The organism is Streptomyces sp. bgisy159 (assembly GCF_057707805.1).
In genome coordinates this window covers 96,301-108,590 of sequence record NZ_JBYIQX010000012.1, presented here as the reverse complement: position 1 = coordinate 108,590, position 12,290 = coordinate 96,301, and the positions used below count along the sequence as shown (strand labels likewise).

Genomic DNA, 12,290 nt, shown 5'->3' with positions numbered 1-12,290 from the left:
CACCACACACAGCCGTGTGACACTGGCGTCCCGTGTCCGCAGTGCGGACTGCTCCGCACCCTCCCCCACAAAGAAGTGCGCCGTGCGTTCTCTTCCTCTGCCCGTCGTTCTGACCGCGCGGCTGTCCCCGGTCGCCGTGATCGCCTGCATCGGCTGGGCGCTGTCCTCCGGCCCGCTCGCCGCCACCGAGGACACCGCGGTCAAGGACGCCCGGCAGACCCCGTCCGACGCGCTTCCCGCCCCGTCGGCGTCGACGAAGGCGATGACCCACGAGGCGGCGCCCGCTCCGTGCGGCAGTGTGACCGCGAAGACGGTCGGCTCGCTGGTGCCCGGCGCCAAGACGGCGGGCAAGGAGATCCGGTCCACCGACTCCCAGCTGCGCCGCACCTGTTCGTGGAACGCACTCAAGGGGTACGACTACCGCTGGCTCGACGTCACCTTCGAGATCATGGAGTCCGACGAGGCGGCCCGGACGTCGTACCAGGACCGGATCACGAAGAAGAGCGGCGGCGGGGCCGTGCCGGGACTCGGTGACGAGGCGTACTCGGTGGTGAACCTGACCACCGAGGACAAGCAACAGACGCGCGAGGGCGTGGTGTTCGTCCGTGCGGCCAACGCGCTGGTGGTCGTCACCTACAACGGCAGTGACTTCGAGTCGAAGAAGGCGCCGGGCACGGACGAGATCAACAAGGGCGCCATCAAGGCCGCGAAGGACGCGGTGGCCGCGCTGCGGGGCGGCGGGAAGAGCACGGCTGCCGGCGCGAGCCCCGGCGCGAGCCCGAGCAAGAGCTGAGCGTGGCCGCCCCGGACCGCGCGGCGAGGCCGGGGCCGCGAGGCCGGAGTTCCGCCCTGACGGCGACCCGGCCCCGCACCCGTCCACCTCACGGCGTCACTACGTCACTGCGTCACTGCGTCACTGCGGGGCCCCTGTCCCGTCCCGTGGCGAGGGTCAGCGTCAGGTACAGCACCATGGAGGTGCCCAGACCCACCGCCCAGCCGTAGTCGGCGAGCGGCTCCAGCGCCGGGATGGGCCGTCCGTCGACCAGCGGCCGGAAGTTCGCGCCGCCGATCGCCAGCACACCGCCGGCCAGGAAGGCGGCGACGGCCCGCCAGTTCCAGCCGCCGGCGTACCAGTAGCGGCCGCCCGTACGGTACAGGTCGACCAGGTCCAGCCGGGCCCGGCGCAGGACCCAGTAGTCGGCGATCAGGATCCCGGCGACGGTACCCAGGAGACCGCCGACCAGGCCGAGCCAGGTGAAGATATAGCCCTGCGGGTCGGCGTACAGCTTCCACGGGAAGATCACCACGCCGAGCGCACAGGTGATGAGGGCCCCGGCGCGGAAACCGATCCTGCGCGGCGCGACGTTGGAGAAGTCGAAGGCCGGTGACACCAGGTTCGCCGCGATGTTCACGGACAGCGTCGCCACCAGCACGGTCACCAGCGCGAACAGCAGCCCGACCACGTTGTCGGTCTTGGCGGCCAGCTGCACCGGGTCCCAGATCGGCTCGCCGTAGACGGCCTGCGAGCCGGAGGTGACCATCACCGACAGGAAGGCGAACAGCGTCATCGTGGTCGGCAGCCCGAGCGCCTGTCCCCAGGTCTGCGCCTTCTGGCTGCGGCCGTAGCGGGTGAAGTCGGGGATGTTCAGCGACAGCGTCGACCAGAAGCCGATCACGCCCATGAGGGAGGGCCAGAACAGCTTCCAGAAGTCGGCGCCCCAGCCGAGCCGGGACGGCTGGTCGAGCAGCGGGCCGAAGCCGCCCGCCCTGTCGCTCATCCACCACAGCATCACGAACGCGCCGACCAGTACGAACGGCGCGGCCCAGTTCTCGAAGCGGCGCAGGGTCTCCATCCCCCGCAGGATGATGGCCACCTGAAGCGCCCAGAACAGGGCGAACGACAGCCACATCGTCCAGGCGTGACCGCCGACCACGGCGGCGTCGCTCCAGCCGTCGCCGATCAGCTTCCCGGCGAGGAAGTAGATCGCCTCGCCGCCGATCCAGGTCTGGATGCCGAACCAGCCGCAGGCGACCAACGCCCTGACGACGGCGGGGAGGTTGGCGCCCCGGACGCCGAAGGAGGCGCGGGCGAACACCGGGAAGGGGATGCCGTACTTCGGTCCCGCGTGCCCGGTCAGCAGCATCGGGACCAGGACGATCACGTTGGCCAGGGCGATGGTGAACACCGCCTGCTTCCAGTCCATGCCGACGGTTATCAGTCCGGAGGCGAGGGTCCAGGTGGCCGTGTTGTGGGCCATGCCGACCCACAGCGCGGAGAAGTTGTAGGTGGTCCAGGTGCGCTCGGCGACGGGGACCGGGAGCAGGTCCTCGTTGGCGTAGGGACCGCTGGGGCGGGGGGCGTCGGGGGCGATCTCCACCCGGCCGTCGGCGCGGGTGACCTGGGCGGCCGCGGGTGCGGCCGTGGGGGCGGTGTCGGTCATGGGCGGGCCAATCAGGTGAGACGGGGCGGGGAGTGGCCGTGCGGGCGGCGCCGGGTGTCTCTGGCTGCGGGGGTGCGCCTGTGGGGAAGCGCCCTGGGCCCCCTCCCCGGGACGGCGGGAAGGGGGAGACCAACAAGGAAAGGGGTGAGCAGGGGCCGACAGGCCCGTGGAGGTCAGGAGTTGACCGCCGGGATCACCCGCGAGCCGTAGGCGTCGATGACCGCCTCCTGCGCGTCGTGCATGTCGTAGACGGCGAACTGGTCGACGCCCAGCTCGCGCAGCGCGTTCAGCTTCTCGATGTGCCGCTCCACGGGGCCGATGACGCAGAACCGGTCGACGATCTCATCGGGCACGAACCGGGTGTCGGGGTTGTCGGCGCGTCCGTGGTGGGAGTAGTCGTATCCCTCGCGCGCCTTGATGTAGTCGGTGAGGGCGTCCGGTACGGCGGCGGAGTGCTCGCCGTACTTCGCCACCAGGTCGGCCACGTGGTTGCCGACCATGCCGCCGAACCACCGGCACTGCTCGCGCGCGTGGGCGAGCGCCTCGGGCGAGTCGTCCTCGGTGACGTAGGCCGGTGCGGCGACGCAGACCGTCACCTCGGACGGGTCGCGGCCGGCCGCGGCCGCCGCGTCCTTCACGGCCTTGACCATGTACTCGGTGAGGTACAGGTCGGCGAGCTGGAGGATGAACCCGTCGGCCTCCTCGCCGGCCATCCTGAGCGCCTTCGGCCCGTACGCGGCCATCCAGACGGGGAGTTCGGCGCCGGGCGCGATCCACGGGAACCGTACGACGGTGCCGCCGCCGAGGTCGGCCTCCTCGCCCCGGCCGAGGGCGCGGATGGCCTTCATGGCGGCGCTGATGCGGGCGAGGGTGTTGGGGCTGCGGCCGGCGACGCGCATCGCGGAGTCGCCGCGGCCGATGCCGCAGACGGTGCGGTTGCCGAACATGTCGTTGAGGGTGGCGAAGGTGGAGGCGGTGACCTCCCAGGTGCGGGTGCCCGGGTTGGTGACCATCGTGCCGACCTTCAGCGTGGTCGTGTGGGCCAGGATCTGGCTGTAGATGACGAAGGGTTCCTGCCAGAGCACGGCGGAGTCGAAGGTCCAGCCGTGGGTGAAGCCGTTGTGTTCGGCGCGCTTCATCAGGTCGACGACCCTGGAGGCCGGCGGGTCGGTCTGCAGGACTAGTCCGAAGTCCATGGGCGGCACTCCTAGTTCAGGTACTGGCAGGTGGAGCGCGGGGTGTAGACGCCGTGGCCCGGGCGTCCGGTGTACTCCCGCTCGGTGATGACGGGTTCGCCGCGTGAGAGGACGGTCTCGACGCGGCCGGTGATCCGCTTGCCCTCATACGCCGAGTAGTCGACGTTCATGTGGTGGGTGGCGGCGGAGAGGACCTGTGCCGCGTGCGGGTCGTAGAGGACGATGTCGGCGTCGGCGCCCGGGGCGATGGTGCCCTTCTTCGGGTAGAGGCCGAACATCCGGGCCGGGGTGGCGCAGGCGATCTCGATCCAGCGGCGTCGGGAGATGTGCCCGTCGAGGACGGCCTGGTGGAGCAGGTCCATGCGGTTCTCCACGCCCGGCAGCCCGTTGGGGATCTTGGAGAAGTCGCCCCGGCCCAGCTCCTTCTGGCCCACGAAGCAGAAGGGGCAGTGGTCGGTGGAGACCACCTGCAGGTCGTTGGTGCGCAGGCCCTGCCAGAGCCGGGCCTGGTGCTCCCTGGGGCGCAGGGGGGTGGAGCAGACGTACTTGGCGCCCTCGAAGCCGGGTTCGGCGAGGTTGTCGGTCGACAGGAAGAGGTACTGCGGGCAGGTCTCGCCGAACACGTTGAGGCCGTCGTCGCGCGCCCGGGCCAGTTCGGCCACCGCCTCCGTCGCCGAGACGTGCACGACGTACAGGGGCGCCCCGGCGACCTGGGCGAGCCGGATGGCACGGTGGGTGGCCTCGGCCTCCAGCAGGGCCTTGCGGACCTCGCCGTGGTAGCGGGGGTCGGTCTCACCGCGGGCGAGGGCCTGTTCGACCAGGACGTCGATGGCGATGCCGTTCTCGGCGTGCATCATGATCAGCCCGCCGTTGTCGGCGGAGCGCTGCATGGCGCGCAGGATCTGGCCGTCGTCGGAGTAGAACACACCCGGGTACGCCATGAACTGCTTGAAACTGGTCACGCCCTCCTCGACCAGGAGGTCCATCTCCTTGAGCGTCTCCTGGTTCACATCGGAAACGATCATGTGGAAGGCGTAGTCGATCGCGCAGGTGCCCTCGGCCTTGGCGTGCCAGGTGTCCAGGCCGTCGCGCAGGGTGCGGCCGACGCTCTGCACGGCGAAGTCGACGATCGTGGTGGTGCCGCCCCAGGCGGCGGCGCGGGTGCCGGTCTCGAAGGTGTCGGAGGCGAAGGTGCCACCGAACGGCAGCTCCATGTGGGTGTGGGCGTCGACCCCGCCCGGGATGACGTACTTCCCGGTGGCATCGATGACCCGGGCGTCCGTCCACGCCTCGGCGGCCGGGGTGCCGGTGGCGGCGAGGGCGGCGATGCGGCCGTCCTCGATCAGGACGTCGGCGTGGATCTCGTCGGATGCGGTGATGACTAGGCCGCCGCGGATCACTGTACGGGGCATCGGTCGCTCCTCGCGGTGTGGGTCTGCCGGTGGTCGGTGGCTGGTCGCGCCGTGCCCCGCGCCGGTTGCGGGGGCGCGGGGCGGGCCCGCCCCGTCAGGGGGCGGTCAGCGGGGTGTACGCGCCCGGCGCGCGGTCGCGGTAGAACTGCCAGCGGTCTCGGACCTCGCGCAGCTTGGCCAGGTCCAGGTCGCGGACGACGAGTTCGGGTTCCTTGTCGCTCGCCGGCTCCCCCACGAACTGGGCCTCCGGGTCGACGAAGTAGCTCGTGCCGTAGAAGTCGTTGTCGCCCAGGTCCTCGACGCCGACCCGGTTGATCGCGCCGACGAAGTACTCGTTGGCGACGGCCGCCGCCGGCTGCTCCAGCTGCCAGAGGTAGCGGGACAGGCCGCGGGAGGTGGCCGACGGGTTGAAGACGATCTCGGCGCCGGCCAGGCCGAGCGCGCGCCAGCCCTCGGGGAAGTGGCGGTCGTAGCAGATGTAGACGCCGACCTTGCCGACGGCCGTGTCGAAGACCGGCCAGCCGCTGTTGCCGGGGCGGAAGTAGAACTTCTCCCAGAAGCCGCGGACCTGCGGGATGTGCGTCTTGCGGTACTTGCCGAGGTAGGTGCCGTCCGCGTCGATCACGGCGGCGGTGTTGTAGAGGACGCCCGGCTGCTCCTCCTCGTACATCGGCAGCACCAGGACGATGCCGTGTTCGCGGGCGAGGGCCTGGAAGCGGCGGACGATCGGGCCGTCGGGGATCCGCTCGGCGTACGCGTAGAAGGCCGGGTCCTGGACCTGGCAGAAGTAGGGTCCGTAGAACAGCTCCTGGAAGCACAGGATCTCGGCGCCCTGGGCGGCCGCGTCGCGCACCGCCCGCTCGTGCGCCTCGATCATCGACTCCTTGTCGCCGGTCCACGCGGTCTGGAAGACGGCGGCGCGGATCACTCTGCTCATCGGGACCTCCGGTCGCTCGGTGTGCGAGAAGGCTAGAGAGCGGGCGGAGTCGCTTCGAGTTGCAGCGTGTCACGTCCACGGGCGTGCGGCGTGTCACGCTGTCACCCTGGCCCGGGCCCATGTATCACCGCCGTTTTTCCAGGTGGTCGCGTGTTTCGGAGCTGTTGCGCGGGCCTGGCTCAGGCCTGCTGCGCGTCGTGCGCGAGGAGCGCGATGTGGACCGAGGCCGCCTGCTCGAAGTCGTCGAGGTCGACGCCGAGCCGGGCCTGTATGGCCTCCAGGCGGCGGTAGAGGGCGGGCCGGGACACGTGGTGGAGCTGGGCGGTGCGGGACTTGTTCCGGCCGGTGGCGAGGTAGGTGCGCAACACGCCGAGCAGGTCGTCGTCGGCGGCGCCCAGCAGCCCGTCCAGCTCCCGCTCGGCGAAGGACTGCACGTGCGGGTCGTCGCGCAGCAGGCGGACCAGCCCGCGCAGATGGACGTCCCTGAGGCGGACCACGGGCGGCAGGTCGAGGGCGGCGGCGGAGTCGGCGACCGCGTCCGCGACGTGGCGGGCCTCGCGCAGCCCGGCCGGGACGTCGTCCCAGGCGGGGCGGGCACCGGCCGCCGCGACCACGGTGCCGGCGGTGCCCGACTCGGTGCGCAGCCTGGCCGCGAAGTGGGAGGTGAGCGCGTCGGCGTCCTGGTCGCGGGCGAGGCTGAGCAGGATCGCGGTGGTGCCGGGGGCGAGTTCGGCGACCAGGCCGGACATCCCCAGCAGGCGCAGCACGCGGTCGAGCCGGCCCGGGTCGCCGTCGGGGACGACCAGCGGGACGAACGTGCGGCGGTTGACGGGCAGCCCGGCGGCTCGGGCGCGGGCCAGCAGCCGGCGGGCCGGTACGACCCCGGAGACCAGGTCGGTGAGCAGGCCCTGCGCGGACTGCTCCTCCCAGGAGCAGGCGGAGCCACCGCCCAGCATGCGGTGCAGGACGAGTGCTTCGGCGGCCCGGTCGGCGAGCAGCCGGCCGCCCGCGCTGTCGCCGCGGTAGCCGCAGAGCATGACCTCGCCCCAGCGTTCGCCGCGCCCGCCGAGCTCGGCGCGGACCCAGCCGTCGCCGGCGCCGCCGCCCGCCTGGCGGGCGATGCGCTCCCAGTCGCGCAGCACGTCGTCGACCGCGGGCCGCTCCCCCGCCGTGGCGAGCACGCGGTGGGCGAGGTTGGTCACGACGACGGGGCACCCGCTGTGCCGGGCGACCTCGTCGAGCAGGCTCTGCAGGGGGGCGCCGGCCGTGATGAGCGCGGTCAGGGCGGTGCGGACCGACTCCGAGAGGCTGACGGCTGCGAACTTGCGCCGCACCAGCCGGGATTGGACCTCCTCGGTCAGTTCGGCGAAGGGGAACGGGCGGTGCAGCACGACGAGGGGCAGCCCACACCGCTCGGCGGCGCGCCGCATCACCTCCGGCGGGGCGGGGAAGGCGCGTCCGAGGCCGAGTACGACGGCCGCCGCCTCGGCGCGGTGCAGGGACCGGATGTACTCGGCCTGCAGGGCGTCGTCACCGGCCAGCAGCACGCCCGTGGTGAGTACCATCTCGCCGCCGGTGAGCATCACGCCGACGTCGGCGGCCTCGGCGACGTGCACCCAGCGCACCGGCCGGTCCAGCTGGGCGGCGCCGGCCACCACCTCGGGCTCGCCGGCGAGGACCCGTTCCAGGGAGAGCACCTGGCGGACCGACAGGGCGGGCTCCGGGGGCTGGGCCGGCCCCCGGGGTTCGGCGGTGGTGGTCATGGCGGTCTTCCCTCGCTCAGCCGCTCGGGCGCTGACGGGTGCCGCGCAGGGCGCGTTCGAGGATCGCGGCGCCCTCCTCGGCCTCCGCGACGGTCAGGGACAGCGGCGGGGCGACGCGCAGGGCGCTGGTGCTGTGTCCGCCGCCCTTGCCGATGAGCAGTCCGCCGGCACGGGCCGCCTCCAGCACGGCGGCGGCCCGGTCGGGGTCGGCGCGGTCGGTGCCCGGCCGGACCAGCTCGACGCCGATCATCAGTCCGCGTCCGCGCACCTCCTTGACGCCCGGGTCCTGGGCGGCCACCGCCCGCAGCCGCTCGATGAGCAGTCCGCCGACGCGCCGGGCGTTGCCCTGGAGGTCGTGCTCCAGCAGGTAGGTCAGGTTCGCGAGCGCCGCCGCCATGGTGACCTGGGTTCCGCCGAAGGTGGAGATCGAGTTGGCGTCCAGACAGTTCATGATCTCGGCGCGGGCGACGACCCCGCCGACGGACGTGCCGTTGCCGATGCCCTTGGCGAAGGTGACGATGTCGGGCGGGCCGCTGCGGTCGTGGGCCTGCCAGCCCCAGAAGTGGTCGCCGGTGCGGCCCCAGCCGGTCTGCACCTCGTCGGCGATCCACAGGATTCCGTGGGCGTGCAGCACCTCACGGAATGCCGCGTACAGTCCGTCGGGCGGTGAGGTGAAGCCGCCGACGCCCTGGATCGGCTCGGCGATCAGCGCGGCGGGCGCCCGGGTGTGCCCGAGCAGGTCTGTCAGGTCCTCGACGCAGGCCGCGACGAAGCCGGTGTCGTCCAGGTGCGCGTACGGGCCGCGGGTGCGTACGCCGCCGTGGACGTAGAGCGTCTGCAGCGGCGACAGCGAGGTGGGCGACCAGCCGCGGTTGCCGGTGATGCCGACCGCGCTGAAGGAGCGGCCGTGGTAGCTGTTGCGCATCGCCAGGACGGTGTTGCTGCGGCGGTAGGCGGTGGCCAGCAGCAGGGCGGTGTCGTTGGCCTCGGTGCCGGAGGTGGTGAAGAACACCCGCGCGTCCGGGATGCCGCTCAACTGGGCGATGCGCTCGGCGAGTTCGACCATGGGCCGGTTCAGGTACAGGGTGGACGAGTGGATGATCCGCCCGGCCTGCTCGCTCACCGCCTTGGTCACCTCGGGCAGGGCGTGCGCGGTCATCGTGGTGAGGATGCCGCCGAAGAAGTCCAGGTACCGGTTGCCGTCGGCGTCCCAGACGTGGCGGCCCTCGCCGTGGGTGATCTCCAGCGGGTCCCGGTAGTAGAGGGCGAGCCAGTCCGGCAGGACGGCCCGGTGGCGGGCGTACAGGTCGCTCACGGCCGCACCAGCCCCTCGTAGGCGTCGGGGCGCCGGTCGCGGTAGAAGGCCCACTGCTGCCGGACCTCCTCGATGAGGCCGAAGTCGAGGTCCCGGACCACGAGTTCCTCCTTGGTGTCGCTGGCCACGTCCCCGACGAACTGCCCGCGCGGGTCCACGAAGTAACTGGTGCCGTAGAAGTCGTTGTCGCCGTAGATCTCCTGTCCGACGCGGTTGATCGCGGCGACGAAGTACTCGTTGGCGACGGCCGCCGCCGGCTGCTCCAGCCGCCACAGGTGGGAGGACAGGCCGCGGTGGGTGGCCGACGGGTTGTACACCAGCTGGGCGCCGTTGAGGCCGAGTTGCCGCCAGCCCTCCGGGAAGTGGCGGTCGTAGCAGATGTAGACGCCGACCTTGCCGACGGCCGTGTCGAAGACCGGCCAGCCGAGGTTGCCCGGCCGGAAGTAGTACTTCTCCCAGAAGCCGCTGACCTGCGGGATGTGGTGCTTGCGGTACTTGCCGAGGTAGGTGCCGTCGGCGTCGATCACGGCGGCGGTGTTGTAGTAGAAGCCGGACTGCTCGACCTCGAACACCGGAACGACGATCACCATGCCGGTCTCGCGCGCCAGGTCCTGCATACGGTGTACGGTCGGCCCGTCGGGAATCGGCTCGGCCCAGCCGTAGTGCTCCGGCTCCTGGACCTGGCAGAAGTAGGGCGCGTTGAAGACTTCCTGGAAGCCGATGACCTTGGCGCCCCGGCGGGCGGCCTCGTGGGCGTGCTCCACGTGTTTCGCCACCATGGACCCGGTGTCGCCGGTCCAGGTGGCCTGGACCAGGGCGGCGCGTACGACGTTGGCCATGAGCTGCTCCTTCGACAGGACGTCAGAGCCTCTACGCCCGTAGAAACGGGCCGTAGAGGGACGAACGTAAGCCTCCGGGAGAGGCTTGCCAAGACCATCGTCGTCAACGCACGGAGTCGATCGTGTTTCGCACTCCGGTGGGTGAGTCGCGAGCCATCCGGCGTACCGGCGCGACCTGCGGCGACGACGCGGCCGGCTCGCCGGTCGGGCGGTCGGGCGGTCGGGCGGTCGGGCGGTCAGGCGGTCAGGCGGTCAGGCGGTCAGGCGGTCAGGCGGTCAGGCGGTCAGGCGGTCAGGCGGTCAGGCGGTCAGGCGGTCAGGCGGTCAGGCGGTCAGGCGGTCAGGCGGTGAAGCCGGCCACCCGGAGCGCGTGGACCAGGTCCCAGTGCCGCTCGTCCGACACGGCCCGGGCGGCCTCCAGCAGCAGCGGGACCAGGGTGCGCGGATCGGGGGCGGCGCTGCGCGCGGCCTCCTCGGGGGTGCGGACCCGGACGTAGGCGTCGAGCAGCGCCCGCACCTCACGGCGGCGGCCCTGCCCGGCCAGGTCCCGTACGGCCTCCCCTATCTCGGCGGCGGGCCGGGCGACGCCCTGCCGCAGGATCTGTTCCCCGTCGGCGGCGCGGCCGGCCCCGACGAGCGCGTCGGAGGCGGCGACCAGCCGGTCGGCGGGCAGCGAGGCGGCCTCCCACAGCAGGGTCGCCCAGTCGGCGCCCAGCCCGGCGCGCCGCAGCTCGGCGGCGAGCAGCGGGACGCGGGGCGCGGGCCAGTACGCCAGCTCGGCCAGCAGGGCGTGCGCCTCACCGCTGCGGCCCTCGGCGCGCAGCCGCACCAGCCGCCGCACCGCCTCGACGGCCTCCCCCTGCGCCCTCGCGTCCACCGGCTCGGCCGTGTCCCCGGGGTCCGCTCCCCCGTCCTCGGCGGCCCCGGCGAACCGCGCGCCGCGCGGGGTGCGGCCGGAGCCGGGACCGGGCGCACCGGGCTCCGCGGGTACGGCGACCGCCGCGGCGCCGTCGTCGGCCGCACCGGCGAACCGGGCACCGCCGCGACGGCGCTTGCGCTGCTTGGCGGCGCGGGCGGGCACCGCGGGCTCCGCGGGCACCACGGGCTCCGTAAGGGCGGTGGCGCCGGACCCGGCACCCGAAGCTTCGGCGGGGGCCGGTGCCGTGCCCCGGGCGTACGCCGCGTCGTGAGGGGATCCGGCGCCGCCCCGGTCCGCCCCGGCACCGCCCGACGGCCCGGGACCCGCCCCCTCACCGGCCGCCGCGTCGCCGGCACCACCGGAACCGGCACCGGGGCCCGGGCCGCCCCCCGACCACCCCGCCTCCGCGGGCCCGGCGTCCCCGGCGACACCCCCGCCCGTGCGGCCGTCCCGGTCGGACGTCCGGAAGCCGGGACGGTCGGCAGCCGGGGCATCGGCGCCGCGGGGCTCCGCCCGGCCGGGGACCGGGGGCCCGGCAGCGCCTCCTGACGGCGTTCGCGCCTGCGCACCGGTCCGCTCCAGCCGTTCGATCCGGTGGCGGAGTTCGGCGCAGCGGGCCGTCGCCCGTTCATGGTCGTCGTGGGCCCAGGCGAGGTCGAGGCGCAGGGCCTCGGACTCCTCGCGGGTGGTCGCGGCGGCGAGGAGGCGGCCGAGTGCGGCCTGGCGTTCGGCGGCGTAGCGCTGCTCACGGAGCATGACGTCGAGCCGGTCGCCGAGGGCGTCCCGGCCGCCGGGCCGGCCGTCGTACGCGGCCAGCGCGTGCGCGTGCAGCGGGCGGGCGCGTTCGGCCTCTCGCTCGGCGGCCCCGGTGCCGTGTCCGGCCGCGAGGTCCTGCAGCAGCGCCTGGACCACGTCCCAGGGCGGCACCTCACGCCCGTCGAGGCAGGCCCGCATGCCGTCGGGGTCCCGCTGCCAGAACACCGCCGCCCAGCCGGTGTGCTGATCGAGGCGCGCGAGCAGCCCCTCCAGGTAGTCCGCGAACTCCCGCACGGCTCCCGGGAGCTGATCCACACTCATCGCTCGACCCCCACCCGACCGGATCATCCGACTCCGTAGCGAACACCAGCCGTGTTACAGACCGGCTACGGGGAGTTTTCGAAGGGGACGCGACCCGCTCATGACGCGAGGGTGACCCCTGCGAGAGCGCAGCGCGCCGCGAGCTCGTCCATGGACAGGCCGAGAGCGCCGGCGAGCGCGGCGACGGTGAAGAAGGCGGGGGTCGGCGCGCGCCCCGTCTCGATCTTGCGGAGCGTCTCGGCGGAGATGCCGGCGTCGGCCGCCACCTCGGCCATGCTCCGGCCGCCGCGGGCCTCGCGGAGGAGCCGGCCGAGCCGTTCGCCGCGTTCGCGCTCTTCGGGGGTCAAGGGGGTGCGTACCATGCACCCCATTCTAATACCGGTATAGTAAT

General features: G+C 73.0%; 10 protein-coding genes. 1 reads left to right on the top strand and 9 read right to left on the bottom strand.

Annotated features, from left to right (window positions below; translation table 11 throughout):
• The first annotated feature begins 82 nt into the window (after window positions 1-82).
• Window positions 83-793 (top strand): hypothetical protein, encoded by a 711-nt coding sequence (locus tag AC3ET3_RS14705; protein WP_432133809.1) that lies wholly within the window; start codon window positions 83-85, stop codon window positions 791-793.
• A gap of 112 nt (window positions 794-905) precedes the next feature.
• On the opposite strand, the gene AC3ET3_RS14700 is transcribed toward AC3ET3_RS14705, so the two are convergent.
• The 9 genes from AC3ET3_RS14700 to AC3ET3_RS14660 form a co-directional block, all read right to left on the bottom strand.
• Window positions 906-2,441: an NCS1 family nucleobase:cation symporter-1 gene (locus AC3ET3_RS14700; RefSeq protein WP_435612275.1), complete on the bottom strand. Its 1,536-nt coding sequence runs from the start codon at window positions 2,439-2,441 to the stop codon at window positions 906-908.
• A gap of 173 nt (window positions 2,442-2,614) precedes the next feature.
• On the bottom strand, window positions 2,615-3,637 hold the full coding sequence (locus tag AC3ET3_RS14695; RefSeq protein WP_432133807.1) for a TIGR03842 family LLM class F420-dependent oxidoreductase: 1,023 nt from the start codon (window positions 3,635-3,637) through the stop codon (window positions 2,615-2,617).
• An 11-nt stretch (window positions 3,638-3,648) separates the two neighbouring features.
• Entirely contained in the window at window positions 3,649-5,049 is a 1,401-nt protein-coding gene (gene hydA / locus AC3ET3_RS14690) for a dihydropyrimidinase (RefSeq protein WP_432133806.1), read from the bottom strand.
• Window positions 5,050-5,143: 94 nt separating this feature from the next.
• On the bottom strand, window positions 5,144-5,986 hold the full coding sequence (locus tag AC3ET3_RS14685) for a nitrilase-related carbon-nitrogen hydrolase (RefSeq protein WP_432133805.1): 843 nt from the start codon (window positions 5,984-5,986) through the stop codon (window positions 5,144-5,146).
• Window positions 5,987-6,165: 179 nt separating this feature from the next.
• Window positions 6,166-7,749: a PucR family transcriptional regulator gene (locus tag AC3ET3_RS14680; protein WP_432133804.1), complete on the bottom strand. Its 1,584-nt coding sequence runs from the start codon at window positions 7,747-7,749 to the stop codon at window positions 6,166-6,168.
• A 16-nt stretch (window positions 7,750-7,765) separates the two neighbouring features.
• On the bottom strand, window positions 7,766-9,064 hold the full coding sequence (locus AC3ET3_RS14675) for an aspartate aminotransferase family protein (protein ID WP_432133803.1): 1,299 nt from the start codon (window positions 9,062-9,064) through the stop codon (window positions 7,766-7,768).
• A complete protein-coding gene (locus AC3ET3_RS14670; RefSeq protein ID WP_435612274.1) occupies window positions 9,061-9,903 on the bottom strand; it encodes a nitrilase-related carbon-nitrogen hydrolase in 843 nt (280 codons plus the stop codon). The genes AC3ET3_RS14675 and AC3ET3_RS14670 overlap by 4 nt, the downstream gene beginning before the upstream one ends.
• A 340-nt stretch (window positions 9,904-10,243) precedes the next feature.
• Window positions 10,244-11,899: a hypothetical protein gene (locus AC3ET3_RS14665; RefSeq protein WP_432156427.1), complete on the bottom strand. Its 1,656-nt coding sequence runs from the start codon at window positions 11,897-11,899 to the stop codon at window positions 10,244-10,246.
• A 98-nt stretch (window positions 11,900-11,997) separates the two neighbouring features.
• Window positions 11,998-12,261 (bottom strand): helix-turn-helix domain-containing protein, encoded by a 264-nt coding sequence (locus AC3ET3_RS14660; protein ID WP_432133800.1) that lies wholly within the window; start codon window positions 12,259-12,261, stop codon window positions 11,998-12,000.
• Window positions 12,262-12,290: the final 29 nt, after the last annotated feature.